At 71.8% G+C, this 22062-nt stretch carries 21 protein-coding genes and 2 pseudogenes; 11 read left to right on the forward strand and 12 right to left on the reverse strand.

Features of this window, described 5'->3' with window-relative positions; genetic code table 11:
• The 4 genes from I0C86_RS09370 to I0C86_RS09385 form a co-directional block, all read left to right on the forward strand.
• A partial coding sequence (locus I0C86_RS09370; protein ID WP_230393861.1) for a hypothetical protein occupies window positions 1-1395 on the forward strand: 1395 nt, incomplete at its 5' end.
• A 32-nt stretch (window positions 1396-1427) separates the two neighbouring features.
• A complete protein-coding gene (locus tag I0C86_RS09375) occupies window positions 1428-1916 on the forward strand; it encodes an isochorismatase family protein (protein ID WP_323373552.1) in 489 nt (162 codons plus the stop codon).
• A 35-nt stretch (window positions 1917-1951) separates the two neighbouring features.
• Window positions 1952-2116 (forward strand): hypothetical protein, encoded by a 165-nt coding sequence (locus I0C86_RS09380; protein WP_196200852.1) that lies wholly within the window; start codon window positions 1952-1954, stop codon window positions 2114-2116.
• A 172-nt stretch (window positions 2117-2288) separates the two neighbouring features.
• The gene (locus I0C86_RS09385) at window positions 2289-2678 is read left to right on the forward strand and encodes an Imm1 family immunity protein (protein WP_230393865.1); all 390 of its coding nucleotides are present in this window, start codon (window positions 2289-2291) and stop codon (window positions 2676-2678) included.
• Here the strand turns inward: I0C86_RS09385 and I0C86_RS09390 are convergent.
• From I0C86_RS09390 to I0C86_RS09405, 4 genes and pseudogenes are all read right to left on the reverse strand, one after another.
• Window positions 2597-2929: pseudogene (locus I0C86_RS09390) on the reverse strand (transposase); the annotation flags it as partial. The gene I0C86_RS09385 and the pseudogene I0C86_RS09390 overlap by 82 nt on opposite strands.
• 53 nt (window positions 2930-2982) lie before the next feature.
• Window positions 2983-3417, reverse strand: coding sequence for a hypothetical protein (locus tag I0C86_RS09395; protein WP_196200830.1), 435 nt, complete (start codon window positions 3415-3417; stop codon window positions 2983-2985).
• 107 nt (window positions 3418-3524) lie between these two features.
• Complete coding sequence (locus I0C86_RS09400; protein WP_230393862.1) at window positions 3525-4220, reverse strand: AraC family transcriptional regulator; 696 nt, start codon at window positions 4218-4220, stop codon at window positions 3525-3527.
• Window positions 4221-4475: 255 nt separating this feature from the next.
• Window positions 4476-5396 carry a sulfurtransferase gene (locus I0C86_RS09405; RefSeq protein WP_196200831.1) on the reverse strand — a complete coding sequence of 307 codons (921 nt, stop codon included), beginning with the start codon at window positions 5394-5396 and terminating at the stop codon, window positions 4476-4478.
• Window positions 5397-5487: 91 nt separating this feature from the next.
• On the opposite strand from I0C86_RS09405, the gene I0C86_RS09410 reads away from it, so the two are divergent.
• On the forward strand, window positions 5488-6102 hold the full coding sequence (locus I0C86_RS09410) for a pentapeptide repeat-containing protein (RefSeq protein WP_323373553.1): 615 nt from the start codon (window positions 5488-5490) through the stop codon (window positions 6100-6102).
• 113 nt (window positions 6103-6215) lie between these two features.
• On the opposite strand, the gene I0C86_RS09415 is transcribed toward I0C86_RS09410, so the two are convergent.
• Entirely contained in the window at window positions 6216-7016 is an 801-nt protein-coding gene (locus tag I0C86_RS09415) for an SGNH/GDSL hydrolase family protein (RefSeq protein ID WP_196200833.1), read from the reverse strand.
• Between the two features lie 204 nt (window positions 7017-7220).
• Between I0C86_RS09415 and I0C86_RS09420 the strand changes: the two genes are divergently transcribed.
• On the forward strand, window positions 7221-8963 hold the full coding sequence (locus I0C86_RS09420; protein WP_196200834.1) for a proline--tRNA ligase: 1743 nt from the start codon (window positions 7221-7223) through the stop codon (window positions 8961-8963).
• Between the two features lie 24 nt (window positions 8964-8987).
• Here I0C86_RS09420 and I0C86_RS09425 read toward each other — a convergent pair whose 3' ends face one another.
• Window positions 8988-9608 (reverse strand): dTDP-4-dehydrorhamnose 3,5-epimerase family protein, encoded by a 621-nt coding sequence (locus I0C86_RS09425; RefSeq protein WP_196200835.1) that lies wholly within the window; start codon window positions 9606-9608, stop codon window positions 8988-8990.
• Window positions 9609-9783: 175 nt separating this feature from the next.
• On the opposite strand from I0C86_RS09425, the gene I0C86_RS09430 reads away from it, so the two are divergent.
• Together I0C86_RS09430 and I0C86_RS09435 are read left to right on the forward strand one after the other, a co-directional pair.
• Window positions 9784-10209, forward strand: coding sequence for a CBS domain-containing protein (locus tag I0C86_RS09430; protein WP_196200836.1), 426 nt, complete (start codon window positions 9784-9786; stop codon window positions 10207-10209).
• Between the two features lie 21 nt (window positions 10210-10230).
• Window positions 10231-10674 carry a SufE family protein gene (locus I0C86_RS09435; RefSeq protein WP_230393863.1) on the forward strand — a complete coding sequence of 148 codons (444 nt, stop codon included), beginning with the start codon at window positions 10231-10233 and terminating at the stop codon, window positions 10672-10674.
• A gap of 147 nt (window positions 10675-10821) precedes the next feature.
• On the opposite strand, the gene I0C86_RS09440 is transcribed toward I0C86_RS09435, so the two are convergent.
• From I0C86_RS09440 to I0C86_RS09455, 3 genes are all read right to left on the reverse strand, one after another.
• Entirely contained in the window at window positions 10822-11904 is a 1083-nt protein-coding gene (locus I0C86_RS09440; RefSeq protein WP_196200837.1) for a helix-turn-helix domain-containing protein, read from the reverse strand.
• A gap of 850 nt (window positions 11905-12754) precedes the next feature.
• Window positions 12755-13306, reverse strand: coding sequence for a YbaK/EbsC family protein (locus I0C86_RS09450; RefSeq protein WP_196200851.1), 552 nt, complete (start codon window positions 13304-13306; stop codon window positions 12755-12757).
• A 120-nt stretch (window positions 13307-13426) separates the two neighbouring features.
• A complete protein-coding gene (locus tag I0C86_RS09455) occupies window positions 13427-13612 on the reverse strand; it encodes a hypothetical protein (RefSeq protein ID WP_407676287.1) in 186 nt (61 codons plus the stop codon).
• A 118-nt stretch (window positions 13613-13730) separates the two neighbouring features.
• Here I0C86_RS09455 and I0C86_RS09460 point away from each other — a divergent pair, with 118 nt between their 5' ends.
• Window positions 13731-14555: an alpha/beta fold hydrolase gene (locus I0C86_RS09460; protein WP_196200840.1), complete on the forward strand. Its 825-nt coding sequence runs from the start codon at window positions 13731-13733 to the stop codon at window positions 14553-14555.
• A 78-nt stretch (window positions 14556-14633) separates the two neighbouring features.
• Here I0C86_RS09460 and I0C86_RS09465 read toward each other — a convergent pair whose 3' ends face one another.
• On the reverse strand, window positions 14634-15209 hold the full coding sequence (locus I0C86_RS09465; RefSeq protein WP_196200841.1) for an exonuclease: 576 nt from the start codon (window positions 15207-15209) through the stop codon (window positions 14634-14636).
• Window positions 15210-15312: 103 nt separating this feature from the next.
• On the opposite strand from I0C86_RS09465, the pseudogene soxR reads away from it, so the two are divergent.
• Window positions 15313-15759: pseudogene (gene soxR, locus I0C86_RS43125) on the forward strand (redox-sensitive transcriptional activator SoxR); the annotation flags it as partial.
• Between the two features lie 329 nt (window positions 15760-16088).
• Window positions 16089-20609, forward strand: a complete 4521-nt coding sequence (locus I0C86_RS09475) for a cation-translocating P-type ATPase (RefSeq protein WP_196200843.1) — start codon at window positions 16089-16091, stop codon at window positions 20607-20609.
• Here the strand turns inward: I0C86_RS09475 and I0C86_RS09480 are convergent.
• Window positions 20585-21772, reverse strand: coding sequence for a TolB family protein (locus I0C86_RS09480; RefSeq protein ID WP_196200844.1), 1188 nt, complete (start codon window positions 21770-21772; stop codon window positions 20585-20587). The genes I0C86_RS09475 and I0C86_RS09480 overlap by 25 nt on opposite strands.
• Window positions 21762-21923 carry a sigma factor gene (locus tag I0C86_RS43130; RefSeq protein ID WP_196200845.1) on the reverse strand — a complete coding sequence of 54 codons (162 nt, stop codon included), beginning with the start codon at window positions 21921-21923 and terminating at the stop codon, window positions 21762-21764. The genes I0C86_RS09480 and I0C86_RS43130 overlap by 11 nt, the downstream gene beginning before the upstream one ends.
• Window positions 21924-22062 lie beyond the last annotated feature (139 nt).

Raw genomic sequence — 22062 nt, forward strand, 5'->3', positions numbered from 1 at the left:
GAACCTGTCGGGGGCGTCGCGGCTCTTCCCGGCATGACGACGACGAGGCGTGACGTGTTGCGGCTGACCGGCGCGCTGCTGGCCGGTACCGCCGGGGTCGGGGCGGTCACGGCCAGCGCGGGCTGCCAGTTCCGGTCCGGCGACCGGGACGACCCGGAGGCCGGCGGCCACAAGGCGGCCCCGGCTGAGGCGCTGGTGGTGGAGTTGTCCGACGGCAAACTGGCGGTGGTCGACGCCGCGAGCGGGCGGATCCTGGTTCCGCCGGCCCCGGCAGTGGTCAGCGGCGACGGCCGCCGACTGGTCCGGGTCGAGCGCCCGGACGGCGGCACCCGGTTGACCAGTCACCGGCTGCCGGACGGGGCAGCGGTCGCCGCCGGCACCCTCACCGGCGCGCTCGCGGTCCGGGCCACCTCTCCGGACGGGGCACTGGTGGCGCTCGCGAACGATACCGGGCCGGGGCACAGTCCGTACCGGCCGGGGCCTCGGGAGCGGACCACGATCGTGGTCGCCGACGGTGCCGGTCAGCGCCGTCGACTGGAGTTGCCCGGCAACCTGGAACCGGAGGCGTTCGACGCGACCGGCTCGGCGCTCTTCGTCCTCGACTACCTGCCGCCGACCGCGCCGGACCGCTACCGGGTACGGGTCGTCGACCTCGCGTCCGGGCAGGTGGAGACGTTGCTGACCCGGGTCAAGGCGGCGGTGCCGGAGGGTGCTGAGGAGGAGATGCGCGGCGAGGGCAGGCAGGCGGTGTACGACCGGCAGCGCAACCGGCTGTTCACGCTCTACACGCACCAGCCGGACCACGTACACACCCGGGACCGGATCGCCGCCGCCACGGACCCGAACGGCGCCGGGGCGCGCGAGGACGCCCCGCACGTGCACGCCTTCGTGCACACGCTCGACCTGAATGAACGCTGGGCGTTCTGCGTCGACCTGCCGGCGCCGTTCGGCGAGCGTGCGGCGGTCGGGCACACGATCGCCCTGAGCCGGGACGGCAGCCGGCTCTACGTGGCGGACACCGGCAGCGGCGCGCTGGCCACGATCGACCCCGAAGGGCTAATCGTGATGGACAGCGTCCGGTTCGACGAGCTGGCGCGCACCTCCGGGTCGAATGAGGCCGTACCGGCCGCCGCGACCTTCGACGGCGCCGGGATGCTGCTGGTCGGCGCCGGTCGCGAGGTGGTCGGGATGGCGGTCACCGCGGGCGGCGGCACGGATCCCCGGTGGTCCACGCCGGCCGAGGTACGCGGCCTCGCCGGCCCGCCCGACGGCACCCGGCTGTACGTCGGGCAGCCGGACGCCGTACTCCGGGTCGACGCCGGCACCGGGTCGGTACGGCAGCGTATCGACGTACCCGGGCTGGTGGCCCTTCGGCAGGTCATCGCCCCGACATAGCCATCCACCTCATGGCCCTAGGATCAGCCCTCGTGACCTCCGCGCTGGTACTGATCGACCTGATGCCCCGCATTGTCGCCCTGCCTGTCGCACCGCACTCCGGTGCGGAGGTCCTGGACCGCTGCCGCCGGCTGGCCGAGGCGTTCCGGGCGAACGGTCGCCCGGTGGTGCTGGTCCGGGTGGAGCGGCCGAACGTGACCGAGCAGCCGGCGGGCAGCAACCTCGTCGACGGTCTGGTCCAGCCCGGTGACGTCGTGGTCGTCAAACGGACCATCGGGGCGTTCCACGACACCGACCTGCACGGCCAGTTGCAGAGCCGGGGCGTGGACACGGTCGTGCTCGCCGGGCTGGTCACCACGATGGGAGTGGAGTCGACCGCGCGGGCGGCGAGCGACCACGGCTACGAGGTGCAGTTCGTCGCCGACGCGATGTCCGGACTCGCCGCCGACGAGCACGACTTCACCGTGGAAAGGATCTTTCCGAGGTTCGGCGAGGTCCGAAACACCGAGGCCTACACCTGATCCAGGGGCCACCCCTCGTGATGACCTCGTCGCCGATGCTGGACACCCTGGAAACGGAAACGGAAACGGAAACGGAAGCGGAAGCGGAAGCGGCGATCGGCCAGCCGGTAATGGACGCGGCGCGGGAGCGGGTGCCGCCGAACTCGCCTACCCGTCATGCACGGGCCAGCGCTCCTAATCTAATGCTGCAACGGCGTTGAGCGTGTCGGTGAGGACCTACGAAGGGACCAGGAGGTTCGCGCGGTGACGACCTACGAACTCCTGAACTACATCGCGCGGCCGCACCGGCTCACCGACCCGCAGCAGGCGCTCGACGTCTTCGACTCCGTGGCCCGGGAGATCATGTGGCACGGCCTGTCCGGGCAGTCGGTGATGATCGGCCCGGAGGGCGGCGCCAAGGACCTGCGGGTCGACATCGACGTCGACGCGGGCCGGGCGGCGCTGACCTGGCTCGCCGATGAGACGATCGCCGTAGAGCTGGCCCCGGGCGACCCGCTGGAGGTGGTATGGAACGGCGACGCGCCGCTGCAGACCATTCCCGCCAGCATGGCCCGGGTCGGCGTGCTGACCGCCCGGCAGGTGGTCGCCGACTACGTCGCCACCGGTGAGCGGCCCCGGCTCGTGGAGTGGGTCGCGGCCCCGGCGGAGGCGGCGGCGCTGCCCCACGGCATGTTCTACCGCGAGCGGATGCCCTTCTTCAGGAAGCCGGTGTCGTCGACGATCAACACACCTTGTGGGTCGCCGAGGTGCTCGACCACGTAGTCACGCACGTCGTCACGAACAGCGTCGACGTCCCGGTCCGCCCACCGCAACAAGCGCTGCATCCCGTCCGGCGACACGTCTCCGGCCTGCTCAGCCAAAGTCCAGCCGTTCTTCCGGTCCAGACCCGAGACCAGCCCGCACAGGTACTGCCGCGCCCGCTGACGCGGCTGCGCCCGACGGAACCGCACCCCAATCCGACCATGCAATCGGTCCAACCCGGCAGACCACCGCTCAACATCGACATCCGTCACGAGATGCCCAACGAACGCGAGCAACACTCGACACGCTCAATGCCGTTGCAGTACTAACTGCCCTCGTTCCGCAACTGCTCGTGGATCTGGCCAACGGTATTGACCACCGCCACGAAGTCGAACATCTGGATTTCGTCGACGGCGAAACTGCCGGTGACGATCGGCGGCGGCGCGTAGGCATAGATCTGGTTAGCGTCCAGCCGAAGCCCGCGCCGGTGGTACGCGGCCGTAGCGAGGCTGGCCAGAAGGTATCTGTCCTGGCCAGCCCCGGTGTCCAGCTCGGCAGCGAGGTCGGCACGGGCGTTCCACCCTCGTACGAGGTGCCCTTCGAAGGTGTTGAGGAACCACCAGGCCCCGTCCGCAGACTCGAGAAACACGTCGCCGAACAGCGAGGTGAACCGCGGGGCCTTACCGTCGAGGTCCAGCCATGTCCAGGATTCCAGCGCCCGAGCGTATCGCTGCTCGCTGAACTGCTTGGTGAGATCCATTACGCCATTGGATCATGTACACCTCAGGTCGCCCCGTAGCACAACCGTGGTGGCAGCAGCCGACACATCTGACCAGCCCGGTGCCGGTCCCTACACCTAGCCGGAGATCAGGGCCCAAGCCGGTCGGGCACCGTTGTCAGTCGAGGACCGTCGCCGAGCGCCCTTCGTCGACCGTGTACGCGCCTGCGGAGATCGCGCCGAGGCTGGTGGGGTTGAGGGTCAGCGAGACGACGCCACCGGGCAGTACGCGCGAGCTCTCTTCGACGGTCGCGAACGTCGCGGGCGTCGATCCGTCCGGGAACAGGCGCTTCCCCGTGCCGACGACGCTGGAGGGTTCGCTCGGTCGGGCTGGCTTCGGGATGCTCGGCGATTTGCTCCTCGTCCCCGAGATGCGCTCGCACCAGCAGACCGGCGTCCTGCAATCGCTGGACGAAGTGCTCGACGTTCTCGAACATCGGCGCCTCCCAGCTTTCGCCGCCGATGACGATCCTGCCCGATTCCGTCACTGGGAACGGCACGTACCCATCGACGATCGAGGCCGCAGGATGCGGCCGAAGAACCGCGCCGAATGCGAACCGGACCCCGAGGAACTCGGTGCCCGGCGGGACCGGCGCCGTGGTCGCCCTCGTCTCCGGCCCTCGCAGGCTGGCGAGTAGGCGTCCCTGCGCCCGCGAGAGGATCAGATGCCAGCAGGTACGTGCCGCGGACGTCATCGTCTCCTCGGCGTCAGAGCGGGTGCGCCACACGCGGTCGACGACGCTCACGTCGATCTCGGTGTCGCGATGCTCGAACCGCAACGCCATGGCCTCCTCCTTCTCCAATCTGCCGAGGTTCCCTCCCGAGACTAGCGACGTCGACGATCAGGACCGACACGTTCACAAGCGCAACAAGTACGACCGGAGTTCCGGGAGGGAGCCGGTCCGAATCGTCGAGGAGGCGGGGAAGCCGGTCGCGCAAATCGCCCGGAACGTGAACCAGGGCATGCTCAAGGCTGGCCAACCACCGCGACCCCACGGGGCGCCATCTCAAACCGAGACAGGAACTTGCACCCTCGCTCACTAGCCGGCCGCGACGCTCCCGGGGGTGAGGCCGCCCGGCTGGTCGCCCTGGACGACGGGCGCCCGGACCAGGTTGCCCCACTCGGTCCACGAGCCGTCGTAGTTGCGGACCCTCGGGTAGCCCAGCAGGTGGTGCAGCACGAACCAGGTGTGGCTGGACCGCTCACCGATCCGGCAGTACGCGATCACGTCGTCGTCCGGGGAGAGGCCGAGCTGGTCGGCGTAGATCGCCCGCAGTTCGTCGGGGCGCTTGAACGTGCCGTCGTCGTTCGCCGCCGCCTTCCACGGCTTGTTCACCGCGCCGGGAATGTGCCCGCCGCGCAGCGCGCCCTCCTGCGGATAGTTCGCCATGTGGGTCAGCTCGCCGGTGTACTCGGCCGGGGACCGGACGTCGACCAGTGGCCGGGCCGCCGCGATGTGCGCCAGAACCTGGTCCCGGTACGCCCGGACCTTCGAGTCGTCGCGCTGCGGCACCGGGTATTCGGCCGGCTTCCGCTCGGTGCGCTCCCGGGTCAGTTCCCGCCCCTCCTCGACCCACTTCTGCCGGCCACCGTCGAGCAGCCGTACGTCGGGGTGGCCGAACAGCGTGAAGACCCAGAGCGCGTAAGCCGCCCACCAGTTGAAGTTGTCGCCGTAGAAGACGACCGTGTCGTCCCGGCTGATCCCCTTCGCCGCACAGAGCCGGGCGAACGCCTCGGCGTCGAGGTAGTCCCGGGTCACCTGGTCGTTCAGCTCCAGGTGCCAGTCGACCTTGACGGCTCCGGGAATGTGCCCGGTCTCGTAGAGCAGCACGTCCTCGTCGGATTCGATCACCACAAGCCCGTCGGTGCCCAGGTGTCCGGCCAGCCACCCGGTGGTGACCAGGCGCTGGGGGTCGGAGTAGTCCTGCAACTCGGGGGCGGGGTCGCTCGGCATCGGCATGATCTCCACGGTACGCCGGGCGGCCCGGTCCGGCGGTCGGCTCGGTGGGTTACCGTTCCCACGTGACGGAGGCGACGGTTACCGTTCCCACGTGACGGAGTCGACGCAGGGCCGCACCTCCCGGTACGAGGGACAGACGTTCCGGCGCGACGACTGGTACGGCGACGAGCTGACCGACCGCGAGTACGTCGACTGCGAGTTCTTCGACGTCGACCTGACCGAGGCGACGCTGGAGCGGGTCACTTTCACGAACTGCGCCTTCGGCAACGTCCGGTTCAACGCCTCCCGGCACGACGACTCGGCGTTCGTGCGCTGCACCTTCACCCGCTGCAACTTCTTCGAGGCCGAGTTCACCGGCTGCAAGCTGGTCGGCAGCACCTTCACCGACTCGGCGCTCCGGCCGCTCACCGTGCTCGGCGGGGACTGGTCGTTCGTCGGCCTGTCCGGCGCCGACCTGCGCGGTGTCACCGTGCAGGGGGTACGGATGCGCGAGGCGGACCTGACCGGCGCGAACTGCACCGACGCGATACTGACCGGCGTCGACCTCTCGGGGGCGCAACTGCGCGGGGCCCGGTTCGTCCGGTGCGACCTGCGGGGCAGCGATCTCAGCACGCTCGACCCGACCACGGTCGAGCGCTCCGGCGCGATCGTCGACCCGGCCCAGACGATCGTGCTTGCCCAGGCCCTCGGCTTCCAGGTCGGTTGACGCTGCGGCTGATGCACTGCAACCCCAAGTGGCGCCCCGCCGCTTAACCCGGGCCCGGGCCAGCTCGGCCTGGTGTGTCGACAACACCGACACACCAGGTCGAGCGGCCGCGCTCAGTGCACGGGCCGGTCCCCACGCAGCGGGTGCGGATCGGTGAAGGGTTCCAGTAGCGGGCGCTTGGCCGTGACCGTGTCGCCGGAGGACCGGCCGGTGATCCGGCGCTTGATCCACGGAGCCAGGTGCTGGCCGGCCCAGCGCAGGTCCGCGCCCCGGGCCGCCAGCCACGGCGTCGGGGCGGGCCGGGGCGGAACCACCAGCCACTGTTCGTCCGGCGGCAGGTCGAGCGTCGCCAACACCCGGGCCGCCACCCGGCGGTGCCCGGCCGCCGACAGGTGCAGCCGGTCGGAACTCCACAGCATCGGGTTGAGGAACACCTCGTCGGCGAAGAGGTCAACCAGCATCGCGCCGTGCCGCGCCGCCGTCTCGCCGACGGCCTGGTTCAGGATCGCCACCCGGGGCGCGACGAGGCGCTGACCGGGCAACCGGGCCATCACGTCGGCGAACCGGAACAGCAGTACGTCGGCCCCGCCGGCCCGCAGCTCCGCGACCACCCGGTCGAACCGCTCGATCAGCGGGTACGGGTCGAAGTTGCGGCGCAGTACGTCGTTGCCGCCGGCCGCGAAGCTGATCAGGTCGGGTCGCATGTCGAGGGCGGCGGGCACCTGTTCCGCCACGACGCTGCCGAACAGCCGACCCCGGATCGCGAGGTTGGCGTACCCGAAGTCCGGACCGGCCGCGGTGGCTAGCGTCGCGGCCACCAGGTCGGCCCAGCCCCGGAAACTTCCGTCCGGATAGGTGTCGTCCAGTCCCTCGGTGAAGCTGTCTCCCACCGCCACGAAGTTGCGCCAGCGCACGTCGCGCCCTCCCGTCGTACTACCGCTGCCCTGCTCCCGCCCGACCCTGCGGGCCAGTCTTTCAGCGGGATCGCGGCGAGCGTACGCCCGGCCGGAGAAGGTGACCGGAGCCGCACAGCCGGCCGGACCACCCGACGGATCGGCCGGCCGGACCACCCGACAAATCGGCTGCTCCGCCCCGCAGTCCGGGACTACGCTGCCCGGATGCTGCTACGGATGTCCACGCTGTTTCTGCGTACGCTGCGCGAGGACCCGGCCGACGCGGAGGTGCCGAGTCATCGGCTGCTGGTCCGCGCCGGCTACATCCGGCGTACCGCCCCGGGCGGCTACACGTGGCTGCCGCTGGGCCGGCTGGTGCTGGACCGGGTCACCGAGGTGGTCCGACAGGAGATGCTCGCGATCGGCGCCCAGGAGGTGCTCTTCCCCGCCCTGCTGCCCCGGGAGCCGTACGAGACGACCGGCCGCTGGACCGAGTACGGCGACGAGGTCTTCACCCTGCGGGACCGGCGGGGCGCGGACTACCTGCTCGGGCCCACCCACGAGGAGATGTTCACGCTGCTGGTCCGGGACACTCTCACCTCGTACCGTGATTTTCCGGTGTCGCTGTTCCAGGTCCAGACGAAGTACCGGGACGAGGCGCGGCCCCGGGCCGGGCTGCTGCGCGGGCGGGAGTTCCTGATGAAGGACTCCTACTCGTTCGACCTGGACGAGGCCGGCCTGCGGGCCGCGTACGGCCGGCACCGCGTCGCGTACCAGCGGATCTTCGACCGGCTGGGCATCGACTACACGATCGTCACGGCGATCTCCGGCGCGATGGGCGGTTCGGCCTCGGAGGAGTTCCTCGCCCCGACGCCGGCCGGTGAGGACACCTTCGTCGGCTGTACCGCCTGCGACTACGCGGCCAACACGGAGGCGGTGACCACCCCCGCGCCGCCGGCCGGGGACGTCCACGCCCATTCGCCGGCCCGGGTGTACGACACGCCGGACACCCCGACCATCGAGTCCCTGGTCGAGCTGGCCAATGCCCGGCAACTCGACGGCCGGGCCGACTGGACCGGCTCCGACATCCTCAAGAACGTGGTCGTCGCGGTACGCCGCCCCGGGCTGGACGAGCCGGAACTGCTGGTGGTCGGGGTACCGGGCGACCGGGATGTCGACCTGAAGCGGCTCGCGGCGGCGCTCGGCCCGGCGACCGTGTCGATGTTCGACTGGACCGGGGCCGGCGGAGGTGGCCTGGTCCGGGGCTACATCGGCCCGCAACTGCTGGCCAAACTGGGGATCCGCTACCTGGTCGACCCCCGGGTGGTCCCCGGCACCGCCTGGCTGACCGGGGCGAACGAGCCGGGCCGGCACGCGACCGGCGTCGTCTGCGGGCGGGACTTCAGCCCCGACGGCACGATCGAGGCGGCCGAGGTACGGGCCGGTGACCCGTGTCCCGCCTGCCAGTCCGGGGTGCTGACCATCCGCCGGGGCGTGGAGATCGGCCACGTGTTCCAGCTCGGTCGGCGGTACACCGACGTGTTCCGGGTCGACGTGCTCGACCGGGACGGCAAGCCGGCCCGGTTGACCATGGGCTCCTACGGCATCGGGGTGTCCCGGGCGGTGGCGGTGATCGCGGAACAGCACCACGACGGGCAGGGGCTGGTCTGGCCGGCGGCGGCGGCGCCGTGTGACGTCCACCTGGTCGCCGCCGGCAAGGGGCCGCAGGCGGAGGCGACGCTCGACCTCGCGCGGCAGCTCGTCGACCACGGCCTGCGGGTGCTGGTCGACGACCGGACGCACGTCTCGGCGGGAGTCAGGTTCGCCGACGCCGAGCTGATCGGCATCCCCCGCACCGTCGTGGTCGGTCGCCGCTGGGCCGAGGGGTACGTCGAACTGCGCGACCGGGCCACCGGCGCTCGGACCGAGGTGGCGGCATCGGAGCTGGTGGGCCTGCTGACCGGCTGACAGTGCCTCGGAAACCGCCGGCGCTCAACCTGTCCGGCCGGTACGGCGGGCCCGCCGTACCTGGTAGAACCGCTGGCATTCGTGATAGTCCGGCAGCAGGTCGGCGGCCCGCAGCTCGGCCAGGGTGGGTGCGTTCGCGTCCCGCTCGGACAGGACCGGCTCGATGTCCGCCGGCCAGGGCAGCGCGAGTTCGTCGTCACGTACGTGCACGATGCGTTCCCGGGCCGGGGCGTACCGGGCGGAGCAGAGGTAGCTGACGACGCTCTCGTCCTCGATCGCGACGAAGGCGTGGCCGAGCCCTTCGGCCAGGTAGACCGCCCGGTTGTCGATGGTGTCGAGCCGGGTCACCTCGTGCCGGCCGAACGTCGGCGAGCCGAGGCGCAGGTCGACGACGATGTCGAGCACCGCTCCCCGGGAGCAGTAGACGTACTTGGCCTGGCCGATCGGCACGTCGGCCCAGTGCACCCCCCGGACGACCCCCCGGCGGGACACGCTCTGGTTGGCCTGCGCGACGGACAGCTCGAAGCCGAGCGCATCGGCGAACACCTCGGGGTCGTACCAGACGAGGAAGCTGCCCCGGTCGTCGGAGAACCGCTGGGGCAGGAACTCCCAGGCACCGGAGATGGACAGCTCGGTGGCCTTCACTCGCACCTCGCAGGCTCGCCTGGCGATATCGCCGGATTATCTGGGCCAACCGCACCATAGCGCCCAACAACCCTGAGTGGTCGATCGGAAACCCGACATGGTGTTAGCGTGCCGACCAGGGGGTAGCAGGTGGTATCGAACCGCCAGGGGGCGACGAATCGGGGTGGAGGCACTCGTGACTGAGGTCAGGGTCCGCGACGTCATGACCAGGCAGGTCGTCTACCTGCCCATGGGAACACCGCTGGACGAGGCCGCGCGGGCGATGCGCGACGCCGACATCGGCGACGTGGTGGTGACCGACGGATCGAACCTGCTCGGCATGGTGACCGACCGGGACATCGTGGTCCGCGCGGTGGCCGAGGGCAGAGACGCCCGGCAGACCACCCTCGGCTCGGTGACCACCCGGGAAATCGTCATGATCGAGCAGAACTCGACCGCGACCGAGGCGGCCACGCTGATGCGGGAACGGGCCGTACGCCGGATCCTGGTGTGCGACACGGACCGCCAACTGGTCGGCATCGTCTCCCTGGGCGACCTGGCCATCCGGCTGGACCCGTCGTCCGCGCTCGGCGAGATCAGCGAGGCGAGCCCCGACCGCTGACACCTCGGTAGCCTGGGGATCATGCCGCAATCCTCGCCGCCGCCGATGCCACCGAAACTCGCCGAGATCGTGGCCGAGTTCGCCGACGCCCCCCGGGACGTGGTCCTCGAAATGTTGCTGGAGTTCTCCGACGCGGTTCCGCCGCTGCCGGCCCACCTGACCGACCGGACCGGCATGGAGCAGGTACCGGAGTGCCAGACGTCGTTCTTCCTCCGGGCCGAGGTGGCCCCGGACCGCACGGTCACCACCTGGTTCGACTGTCCGCCGGAGGCGCCCACCACCCGGGCCTTCGCCGGAATCCTGGCCGAGGGGTTGGCCGGGGCGAGTGCCGAAGAGGTGCTGGGCGTACCGGACGATCTCTATCAGCGGATGGGTCTGGCCCAGGCGATCAGCCCACTGCGGATCCGGGGCGGCAACGCCATCCTGGCCCGACTCAAGCGGCAGGTACGCGAACAGCTCGGCTGAGGTACGCCGCCACCAGGCCCGGAACCTCGCCGCAGCAAGGTTTCACGTGCAACAGCATCGACACTTCTCACTTTGCCGACCGCCGGCCCGGATCGGGCGGACCTGGCCGGAGGGACGATCCGCCGTGGCTCTGGTGGCGGGCCGCACTCAGGTCGCCGCGCCGGCCGCCCGTTCCACCTCGGCCAGCATCAGCCGCAGCGAGAGGCTGTGTCGCTCCGGCGGCAGCCGGTCCAGCGCCCGTCGGGCGTACCCGAGTCCGCCGGCCGCGTCCCCGGCGGAGGCCATCATCAGGCCCCGGTGCAGCTCGATGTGGGTCGCGAAGCGGGGCAACGTGACCGGTCGCGTGCGGTCCGCCGCCTCCTGGGCGGCGACCGCACCGGGATGACCGAGCCGGGACAGCAGCATGGACTCGAACGTGTGGAACCGCCATTGCGGCACCGCGAAGTCGGAGATCTGCTCGGCGCTGCCGACCGTGTCGAAGAGCCGCCGCGCTCCGTCCAGTTTGGACAGGCTGCCTGCGGTGTCACCCCGGAACGCCGCCACGTTGGCCTGTGCGGTGAGCGCGTTCAGCCGGCCGAGGCTCGGCCGATCGGAGAGTTCGACGGCCTGCTCGGCGAGCCGGGCGGCGACCGGAAGGTGCGCTCCCTCGTACGCCAGGGCGAGTGCGGCCCGGCCGCGTACCCAGACCCGGGTGTCCAGGTCACCCGCCCGGTCCGCCGCGATGGCGGCCATCTCGTACGACCGGATCCCGCCCCGGCCACCGTCGTTGGAGGGAAGCGTCTTGCCGTGCACCGTCATCAGCCGGGCCGCCACGCCCCACAGGTGCGGGCTGTCCAACTCCTGTTGCAGGACGACCAGGTCGGCGGCGAGCCGGCCCTGGAGTTCCGCCGCGCCGAGCGACATGTAGTCCTCGCCGTACGCCTCGGCCTGGGCCATCCAGTCGTCGACGTGCCGACGCGGGCCGATGGCGGCGGCGAACCCGTGCTGGATCAGTTCGGCGACGGCGGTCGGCACTACCACGGCCGCGGCGAGCGCGAGGGCACCTCTGCGGTTCACGCTGTCTCCCAACACCCGCTCGTAGGCCAGCACCAGGTCCGGTGTGGCCGGCCGTTTGCCGAGCTCGACGTTGCACAGATGACTCTTGCTGTAGTTGGTACGGGCCGCCATCTGGGTCAGGGTGACCGCAGCGTCCGTACGCGCCACCCTCAGCCTTGCGCCGACGTGATCCATCCGTCTACCGCCTGTGCGCTCCGGAAAACACCTGAAAACCGCGCCTACTATCGGTAGTTCTCTCGTTACGGGAATGTGGGGATGTGGATCGCTTCTGCTCGATGTGGCATCGGTCAATGTTCTACCGCTTCCAGGTCCCGAACGTAAGCCTGGAATGACCGGAGATCGGTGCGGGGCAGCCAGCTCCGCGACCCGCGGGTACGACACGGTCCGGCCTCCGTGGCCCCCGAGACCGGACCGGATCTGTCCGCGCGGGCCGGGGCGCAGACCCGCCGTCTTCCCCCCTGGGAGGCGGGTCGCGCTCCACCGGGTGCGGCGGCCGTGCCGGCGGCCGCCGCACCTCCCCGCCAGCTCAGGAGGCGACTTGTGCGCGGCACGCGGCACGATCGTGGGCGGCGCGGCGATCGGCGATGACATCTCGGGCCGCGCACCGGACACGCAACCGGCTGATCCTTTCCGCGCGGCTCATCGTGGTCGAGCACTGGCCGGCGGCGGACGGAAACTGTCCGATCTGCAAACTTCCGGACTGTTGGGCGCTGGCGACGGCATCCGCATATTTGGACGTGGTCAACGATCCATTTGTACCCGCACGCCTGGCTGCCGATGTGGTACACATCGACAGTCGTGCCCCCTCCCCAGCGATGGGGGCGACCGGTGGGGAGCCGGTCGACGGGGGCACAGGGGAGCTGACCGGATGAGCGAGACGACGCTGTGTCTGCCGTGTGCGCTCGCGATGCGTCCGCCGGTCACCCCACCCCCGCACGGCTGTCCCGGACAGGTACGGCTGGTCTCCGGTACCGGCCAGGTCCGGGTGGCGCTCTGCGGATGCCCGGTCTGCTGGCCGGGCCGGTCAGCCGACGGGGCGGGCCAGTCCGTCAACCACCATGGCGCCGGGCAGGAGGCCGAGAGCGGTGCCGGGCAGGGCGATCTTGCTGTGCCGGACGCCGGATCCGACGATCACGTACGGCGTGCCGATCACCCGTGGGTCGACCAGGATCGGCCATGATCCGGGCAGCCCGATCGGGGTGATCCCGCCGTACTCCATCCCGGTCAGTTCGACCGCCTCGTCCATCGGCGCGAAGCTCGCCTTACGGGCGTCGAGGTGGCGGCGCACCACGCCGTTCACGTCGGCCCGGGTGGTGGCCAGTACGACGCAGGCCGCGTAGCGGACCGTCCCCTCCCGCTTGCCGGCGACGATCACGCAGTTCGCCGAGATGTCCAGCCCGACGTCGTAGGCCGCGCAGAAGGCCGCGGTGTCCGCGAGCGTCGCGTCGATCGGCGCGACCAGTACGTCGTCCACGCCCACCGGCGCGTCGGTCGGCCACTGGCCGAGAGCGGCGGTCACCGGCGGCGCGAGCAGGTCGGCACGGGTACGGGCCGGCTCTGTCTTCAGGGTTCCGATCACATCCGTGATCCTCGCACCCGCCGTCCTCCGCCCGGCGCACCGGCCACCGGCCACCGGCCGCCGGGATCGTCAACCGCTGGGATCGTCAACCGCTGGGATCGTCAGTTGCCGGGATCGTCAACTGCCAGCGAGGAAGGCGTTGTCCCGGAGCAGGGTCCGCTCCCGGAGCATCGCCCGCTCCGGCGCGCTGGCCGCGTGGGCACGCCGGATGTCGACGTCCTCGATGCCGTGCCGGACCGCCAGCCGGACCACGCCGTAGAGGAAGACAAAGCCGCAGACGTACATGATCGCGACTAAAGCCATATAGATCATGGGATGAGCCTAGGTTCCGGATCCGGAAAATGTTTCTCGTCCGGCCGGTTGTCGCCCGGTCGTGTCGACGAGGTTCCAATGTATAGCTAAGCCTGTTAGCTTTATAGCTATGAGTACTCTTCACCTTGATCGGGGTCAGGGCCGGATCGGGTATGACGTCCAGGGCGAAGGACCGCTGGTGGTCTGCGTACCCGGGATGGGCGACGTGCGGTCGGTCTTCCGGTTCACCGTGCCGGCGCTGCGTGCCGCCGGCTACCGGGTCGCCACGATGGACCTGCGCGGGCACGGCGACAGCAGCGACGACTTCGACCGGTACGACGACACCGGGATCGCGACCGACCTGCTGGCGCTGGTCGACCACCTAGGCGGTGGCCCGGCCCTGGTGGTCGGGCACTCCCTCGGCACCGGGGCCGGAATCCTGGCGGCCCTGGCCGAACCCACCAGGATCTCCGGGCTGGTCCTGATCGGCCCGTTCGTCCGCGAGCCGGACTTCAGCCCGCTCGCCCGGTTGGCGTACCGGCTGATGCTGCTCCGCCCCTGGGGTCCGGCTGTCTGGGCCGGGTACTACCGCCGGTTCCATCCCGGACGTCCGCCCGCCGATCTCGCCGAGCACCAGGCCCGGATCCGGCGGAGCCTCGGCACGGGCGACCACTGGCGGTCGTTCGTCCGCACCGTCCGCGCTGTGATGCGGGATCGGGCCTCGGTCCGGGAACTGACCGAACTCCACACCCCGACCCTGGTGGTGATGGGCGAGAAGGACGCCGACTTCCCCGACCCGCCGGCCGAGGGCCGGTACGCCGCCGCTCGGTTGCGTGCCGACCTGCTGCTGGTACCGGAGGCCGGGCACTACCCGATGGCCGAGTACCCGGAGGTGGTCAACCCGGCCCTGATCCGGTTCGTCGACAGGGTCACCGCCGCGGCGGCACTGTCCTGACCGGCACCTCCCCCGCGTCCCGGGGCCCCGCGTCCCGGGTCCCGCGTCTCCGGGTCCCCGCGTCTCCGGGTCCCCGCGTCAACCGGCCTGATCGGGCGACCCGGCGACCGTCTGGCGTCGTACCGCGTCGAACACCTGGGCCAGTTCGGCGGCGTCCTCGCCCGCGTGGTGGGTGTGCGGCAGTCCGGTCAGGCCCAGCGCGTTCTTGATCTTGCCCTTGTGCGTGCGGGACCACTCGGCGCCGGTCCGGCCCATCCAGAAGCTGCGCAGGTCCACGCCCGAGCCGGTCGCCCCGAACGGACTGTGGCCGAGAAACCGGACGAAGTACCAGTGCACGAACATGCCGTCCCAGACCGCGGGCGCGGCCAGGAAGACCGGCCGGCCCGTCCGGCGCAGTCCGTTCACCCACCGGGCGGCGGCGGCCATCGCCACCTCGGCCGGCGGCGCCTCGCGGAGCAGCCGGTCCCGGTCCAGCCCGGAGACCGCGAGCGCGGCGGGCACGAAGTCGTCGGAGATCGGTCGCAGCTCGGTGTAGAAACTCAGTTCGGGGCGACCGGCCACCGACATGCCCAGCGAGATCATGCTGTACGGCCCGGGGATCGGCCCGTCCGCCTCCACGTCGACGGCGACGTACAACTCCGGAAGATCAGCCACGGTTCAGCTTAGGGACGGGGACCGGTTCGCTGTCCACCCGTTTAAGCGCGGTGACCACGACCACCAACCGCCTACCTCAACCAATGTCGAGGTAGGCGATATCATCGGGCGGGTGAACCAGTCTCCGTACGCCCTCACCGTCGGTCAGCTCGCCGAACGCAGCGGCGTCGCCGTCTCGGCCCTGCACTTCTACGAGGCCAAGGGCCTGATCACCAGCACCCGCACCAGCGGCAACCAGCGCCGGTACGGCCGCGACACGCTGCGGCGGGTCGCCTTCATCCGGTTCGCCCAGCGAGTCGGTGTGCCGCTCGCCGAGATCCGCGCCGCGCTGGCCAGCCTGCCCGAACAGCGCACACCGACCCGCGCCGACTGGGCCCGGCTGTCCGCGAACTGGCGTGGCCAGCTCGACGACCGGATCCTCGCGATGCAGCGGCTCCGCGACGACCTGTCGGACTGCATCGGCTGCGGGTGCCTGTCGCTGGACCGCTGTGCGCTGTCCAACCCCGACGACGTACTGGCGAGCACGGGTACGGGTCCCCGCCGCCTGCTCGCCGGGCTCGCCGGACCGGCAGCAACACTGGCATCCGTCGACGGAGCCGGGCAGGCCGAGCCCGAGGCGTGCGGTCGGCAGGTCAGTTGCGCTCCGGACGGGGTGACCGCGACCGCCGTTCCGACCGGAGTCTGAGCCCGGGGGCCCGCCGGACCGACGCCGTCCCGTACGCAGAAAACCGCAGGTCCCGAGCGCATAAGGCAGCGGTGGCGGGGAAGGCAGCGCCGGTCCACCAGGCTCTGGGAGGGTGACATGCGGTACCCGAGTGCGACCGCCGACATCGGTACCGTCCCGCCGCGGGGCGGCCGGCCAGCCGGCGGCTCCGGTCGATGACGTCTCTGGGGCGCAACCTGCCCCGGCCCCACCTGCCCCGGCTCCATCTGCCCAGCCTGCCCGCCGCGGTCTCGCCCGGTGCCGTGCCGGACCTCGTCGCCGGGTTCTCCCGAGGCGCCGAGTCGGTGGTGATCCGGGCGGCGCGGGCCGCCGGGCTGTCCCGCCGCGCCGTGTGGTCCCGCCCCGGCCGGCACCACATCGAGGTGCACGGGGTCGCCCAGCCCGGTGGTGAGCGACTCGCCGCCCAGGTCGAGCAGGCGTTGGACGGGATACCCGGCGTGTTGTGGGCCCGGGTCAACGCCCCTTCCGGGCGGGTGGTGGTGGCGGTGGGCCCACCCGAACCCCGGCTGCGGGAACTGATCGCGGCGATCGCCGCCGTGGAGCGTACCGACGGCCTCGAACCGGACCCGGACTGCCCGGAACCGCATCCACCGGAGGAAGGACCACGGAGCCGGGGGGCGGTGACCAGGATCGCCACCGACGCCTTCGGCCTCGGCCTGTCGGCGGCGGTCCGGATCCTGCCGTTCACCCGGGCGCCGGGGGAACTCGCCGGCTTCGTCCGAGCGGTGGAGCTGCATCCGAGACTGCACGCGCTCGCCGGTCGGGGAATGCGCGGTGATCACCGGGCGGACTCGGTGCTGCCGCTGGCGGCGGTGCTCGCCCAGGGCCTGACGGGCGGCTGGGCCGGCATCCTGCTCGACGGCGCGCAGCGGGTCCTGCAATGGGGTGAGGCCCGCGCCCAGCTCGCCGCCTGGGAACGCGCCGAACCGCTCCTCGCCGGTACGCCGGAGCGGGCCTCGGCGTCCCCGCCACCGGACGAGCGTCCCCGGGCGAAGCCGGACGGGCCGGTCGAGCGGTACCTGGCCCGGGTGCTGGAGTCGGGCATCGTCGCCGGGGCCGCGACGCTCTCCCTGGCCGGTCGCAAGCGCGCCGCCGCGCTCGGTCTGGCCAGCCTGCCGAGCGCGGCCATCGCCGGTCGGGAGGGGTACGCCGCCCGGCTCGGTTGGCTGCTCGCCCGCCGGGGGGTGATCGCGATGGACCGCAGCGTCCTGCGCGAACTGGAGCGGCTCGACGTCCTGGTGCTGGACGCCGCAGCTCTCCGGTCCTCCCGGGGAGTCCTCACCGACCTGGTACCGCTACCGGGCAGCGACCCGGAACGGATCGCCGTCCAGGCCTTCAGCCTGTTCGATCCGGACCGCCCGGACCAGGTGCAGAACTCGGACGGCTGGAGCCTCGGGCCGCTCGACGCGTTGCCGGCGCCCGACGGGCCCGGCACCGAGGAGGTCGAGCGGCTGCGTTCCGACGGCGGCCGGCTGCTCGGCCTGGTCACGGACGGCGCCCTCGCGGCGGTGGTCCGGGTGGCCACCGAACCCGCCCCGGGAATCGACGCACTGCCGGCCGCGGCTCGCCGGGCCGGCCTACGCCTGCTGATCGCCGGCGAGGAGGAGGACCGCCAGCGGTACGACTTCGCCGACGACCACGTACCCGGAGGTCGGCGGCTCGCCGAATCGATCCGGTCGTTGCAGTCCGAGGGTGCGATGGTCGCCCTGGTCTCCGCCGATCCGCGTGCCCTCGCCGCCGCCGACTGCGGACTCGGCGTCTGGCACGCCGAGGACCCGCCACCCTGGGGAGCCCACCTGCTGGTCGGCACAGATCTGGCGGTGCCGGCGCTGGTGATCGAGGCCGCCGGAATGGCCCGGACGGTGGCCCGGCAGAGCATCGCGCTCGCCACCGCCGGCAGCGGGCTGGGTGCGATCGCGGCCTTCACCGCCCCGACGGCACAGTTGCCCGCCCGGACCATGGCGGCGGTGAACGCCGCCGCCGGGCTCGCCCTGGGACACGGAGTCTGGCGAGCCGGTCGGCTGCCCCAGCGGCGTACCTCGCACGCCGCGCCGCCGACGCCCTGGCACCTGATGCCGGTCGAGACCGTGCTGTCCCGCCTCGACAGCGACCAGGCGGGCCTGTCCACCGAGGAGGTCGACCGGCGCGAACGACGCCCGGCGGACGGCGTGGTCGACGGCCTCGATCTGCCCCGGGCGTTCGTCGAGGAGCTGGCGAACCCCCTCACCCCGGTACTGGCGGCCGGCGCGGGCCTGTCCGCCGCCGTCGGTTCGCTGGCGGACGCCGCACTCGTCGGCGGGGTGATCGGATTGACCGCGCTGATCGGCGCCGGACACCGGGTCTCCACCGAACGCTCGCTCGCCGAACTGCTGTCCCGCTCGGCGGTGACCGCGCGGGTCCGTCGGGACGGAGCCGAGCGGGTGGTCGCGGCCGACGAACTGGTGCCGGGAGACGTCGTGGCGTTCGATCCGGGCGACGCGATACCGGCGGACTGCCGGGTGATCGAGGCGGTCGGCCTGGAGACCGACGAGTCCTCGCTGACCGGGGAGTCGTTGCCGGTGGCGAAGACCAGCCATCCGGTGGTGGCCGCCGCCGTCGCGGACCGACGGTCGATGCTCTACGAGGGTACGACCGTGGCCGCCGGATGCGGCGTCGCGGTGGTGGTGGCGACCGGCGCGGACACCGAGATCGGCCGGGGCATGGCGCTGGCCGACGAGGCCACTCCCACCAGCGGGGTCGAGGCCCGACTCGGCCGGCTCACCAAGATGTCCATTCCGCTGGCCGCCAGTTCCGCGGTGGCGGTCGCCGGAGCTGGCCTACTGCGCGGCGTACCGCTCGTCGAGTCGGCCGGTACCGCCGCCAACCTCGCCGTCGCATCCGTACCGGAAGGGTTGCCGTTCCTGGTCAGCGCCGCCCAGCTGGCCGCCGCCCGCCGACTGGCCGAACACGGCGCGCTGGTCCGGAACCCGCGCACCATCGAGGCGCTCGGCCGGGTCGACGTGCTCTGCTTCGACAAGACCGGCACCCTGACCGAGGGTCGGCTGATGCTCGCCGGCCTCGGTGACGGCGAGCGGTACGCCGAACTCGACGCGCTGGACAAGGGGCTGCGCCCGGTCCTCGCGGCGGCGCTCCGGGCCACCCCGGCGGCGGACCGGCCCGAGGAGGTCAGCCAGCAGACCGACCAGGCGGTGCTGATGGGTGCCCGGCAGGCCGGGGTCGACACCGGTACCCGGACCCACGCCTGGCACCAGGCCCACGCGCTGCCGTTCGAGCCGTCCCGGGGCTACCACGCGACCGTCGGCCGCTACCGGGGGAAGTTCCTGCTCAGCGTCAAGGGCGCACCCGAGACGATCCTGCCCCGGTGTGCCCGGCGACGCGACCAGGGCGGTGACCGGGACCTGGACGAGGCCGGCAGCCAGGCACTACGGGAGACCCTGGACCGGCACGCCGGCGCCGGTCAGCGGATACTGGCGGTGGCCGAACGGGAGTTGCCCGGCGACACGGTCGGCGAGGACGACATCAACGACCTGACGTTCGTCGGCTTCCTGGCCCTCTCCGACGGGGTACGGGCGAGCGCGGCGCCGGCCGTACGCCGGATCCGGCAGGCCGGCGTGCACACCATCATGATCACCGGGGACCATCCGGCCACGGCGGCGGCGATCGCGGCGATCATCAGCACCGACGGCGCGGAACAACGCGTGGTCACCGCCACCGAACTCGACCAGCTCGACGACGACGCGCTCGCCGAACGGCTGGCCCGGACCGACGTGGTCGCCCGGTGCACGCCGACGCACAAGGTACGGATCATCCGGGCGCTGCAGAAGTGCGGTCGTACGGTGGCGATGACCGGGGACGGCGCCAACGACGCTCCCGCGATCCGGCTCGCCGACGTCGGCATCGCGCTCGGCCAACGGGGTACCCCGGCGGCCCGGGCCGCCGCCGACCTCGTGGTCACCGACGACCGGCTCGAAACGATCATCGCGACCCTGGTCGAGGGGCGGGCGATGTGGTCCTCGGTCCGGCACGCGCTCAGCATCCTGGTCGGCGGAAACCTCGGTGAGATCGCGTTCAGCGTCCTCACCGCCGCGCTGACCGGCCGGTCCGCGTTGAACGGCCGGCAGATGCTGCTGGTCAACCTGCTCACCGACCTCGCCCCGGCGATGGCCATCGCGGTTCGGGCACCCCGCGAGGACAGCATGGACACCCTGCTCACCGAGGGACCGGAAACGTCGCTCGGTGCCACCCTCACCCGCGAGATCGCGCTGCGGGCCGGCACCACGACCCTCGGCGCGACCACCGGCTGGACGCTGGCCCGGTACACCGGGACCCGACGCCGGGCCGGCACTGTCGCGCTGGCCTCCCTCGTCGGTACGCAGCTCGGCCAGACCCTGATCGACGGCGGGATGAGCCCGAGCGTGCTGGCGTCGACCGCCGCCTCCGTGGCACTGCTCGCCGCGGTGATCCAGACACCGGGGCTGAGCCAGTTCTTCGGCTGCACCCCGCTCGGGCCGGTGGGCTGGGGCATCGCCGCCGGAAGCGCCATCAGCGCCACCCTGACGAACACCGCCGTCGACCGCCTGATCGGCACCTCGCCGGACGGCCGTACCGCCGGCACCGATGACGGCACCCCGGCGGGCGACGACGGCGCCGGTCAGCCTCCCCGAACCAGCACCTGATCCACGGATCCGTCGGCCGGAAGCACGGTCACGAGGCCGGTCGTACCGGTCTCCAGGTCCATGATTCGCAGTGCGTCGCCCCGCAGATCGGTCGACCTCAACAGGACACCCTCCGGCAGGTATCCGATCGGTTCCATCCGGCCCGTGTAGCCCGACGGCGGCGTCGGCCCACGTCCGGTCTTCGGGGTGAGGGCCGGGCGGGGCAGGCGCGTCCGACGTACCGCCTCGGTGGTCAGGTCGACCAGCAGCAGGTCACCACCGCTTTCCAGCCCCGGTGTGCCCTGCTCCGGCCGGTCGATCGGTACCACGCCCAGCCAGATCGTCCGACCGTCCGGAGAGAGCCTCGGCGGGACGTAGGTCCGACCTTCGTCCGGCCCGAGATACGGATTCAGGTCGAGCTGGATCCGGGTCCGGTCGCGGCCGGTCATCGGGTCGACCACCCGGAGGTCGAGGTTCCGCTGCGGGGTGTTGTCGCGCTGGAACTGGTTGACCATTACGTCGCCGTCGGACGACACCGCCACCGCCCGCCACCCTTCGCCGTCACCGATCGGAACCGGTTGCTGCGCTCCGGTGGTCAGGTCGAGGCGGACCGGCGGCGCGGTCTCATGCAGGTTGTCGGTGAGCAGCAGCCATCGACTGTCCGGCGACCAGGCGACCGGTGCGTGCCCGTCCGACAGTTCGAACCGCGCGCTCCCGACGAGGTCGCGGACGACGTACCGGCCGGCCCGCTGCTCGCCCAGCCAGCGACCGTCGGGGGACAGGCTGGGATAGCTGTAGGTCAGGCCGTCCCTGTTGCTCCGCGCCTCTGCGAGTCGGTGTTGCCGGCCGTCGGTGGTGAGCAGCACCGGCGGACCCGGCTCAGCGACCGACCTGCCGTAGAGCAGCACACCCTGACCGACCCTGCCGGTGGCCGGCAACGGATCCGGATCGGTCGCCGGAACTTCGAACCGCTTCGGCAGCCACTCCACGGTCGGCAGCGCCGCGACCTCCAGTCCGTCCGACGGATCCGGCCGCAGCCCCGCCACCGCGACCAGCCCGACGGCCACCACCGCCGCCGCCGCGACCGGAGCGAGCCGGACGGCGCGGCGCCGCCGCCGGGCGACCCGGAGCGCACGGCCGGTCACGTCGTACACCTTCGCCTGCTCGGCCAGCTCATCGAGCACGTTCCCGCCGCCAGCGTGCGGCGACCTTCACCAGCGCCGCCTGGAGCAGGTCCTCGGCGTCGTGATGCTGGCCGGTCAGCAGATATGCCACCCGGGACAGTCGCACCAGCCGCGCCTCGACGAACTCCCGGAACCCCACGTCGTCGTCCACATGCCCTCCCGCAACTGCACCATTGCCGGTTACATGCCTGCGGGGGACCGGAGGTTGGAACCCGCGACGAAATGGTCAGCGTGCGCGGCGACACGAAATCCAAATATCTCTGTACTTCTATGAATCTCCCGGGCAAATC

The organism is Plantactinospora alkalitolerans (assembly GCF_015690345.1).
Taxonomy (GTDB): Bacteria; Actinomycetota; Actinomycetes; order Mycobacteriales; family Micromonosporaceae; genus Plantactinospora; species Plantactinospora alkalitolerans.

What these genes read in the sequence shown, in the direction of transcription:
- I0C86_RS09420 (WP_196200834.1), top strand. Translation starts at nt 7,221, where the DNA reads ATGCTGCTACGGATGTCCACGCTGTTTCTGCGTACGCTGCGCGAGGAC.
- I0C86_RS09395 (WP_196200830.1), bottom strand. Translation starts at nt 3,417, where the DNA reads ATGGATCTCACCAAGCAGTTCAGCGAGCAGCGATACGCTCGGGCGCTG.
- I0C86_RS09460 (WP_196200840.1), top strand. Translation starts at nt 13,731, where the DNA reads ATGAGTACTCTTCACCTTGATCGGGGTCAGGGCCGGATCGGGTATGAC.
- I0C86_RS09405 (WP_196200831.1), bottom strand. Translation starts at nt 5,396, where the DNA reads ATGCCGATGCCGAGCGACCCCGCCCCCGAGTTGCAGGACTACTCCGAC.
- I0C86_RS09400 (WP_230393862.1), bottom strand. Translation starts at nt 4,220, where the DNA reads ATGGCGTTGCGGTTCGAGCATCGCGACACCGAGATCGACGTGAGCGTC.
- I0C86_RS09435 (WP_230393863.1), top strand. Translation starts at nt 10,231, where the DNA reads ATGCCGCAATCCTCGCCGCCGCCGATGCCACCGAAACTCGCCGAGATC.
- I0C86_RS09455 (WP_407676287.1), bottom strand. Translation starts at nt 13,612, where the DNA reads ATGGCTTTAGTCGCGATCATGTACGTCTGCGGCTTTGTCTTCCTCTAC.
- I0C86_RS09475 (WP_196200843.1), top strand. Translation starts at nt 16,089, where the DNA reads ATGACGTCTCTGGGGCGCAACCTGCCCCGGCCCCACCTGCCCCGGCTC.
- I0C86_RS09440 (WP_196200837.1), bottom strand. Translation starts at nt 11,904, where the DNA reads ATGGATCACGTCGGCGCAAGGCTGAGGGTGGCGCGTACGGACGCTGCG.
- I0C86_RS09385 (WP_230393865.1), top strand. Translation starts at nt 2,289, where the DNA reads ATGATCGGCCCGGAGGGCGGCGCCAAGGACCTGCGGGTCGACATCGAC.
- I0C86_RS09380 (WP_196200852.1), top strand. Translation starts at nt 1,952, where the DNA reads ATGCTGGACACCCTGGAAACGGAAACGGAAACGGAAACGGAAGCGGAA.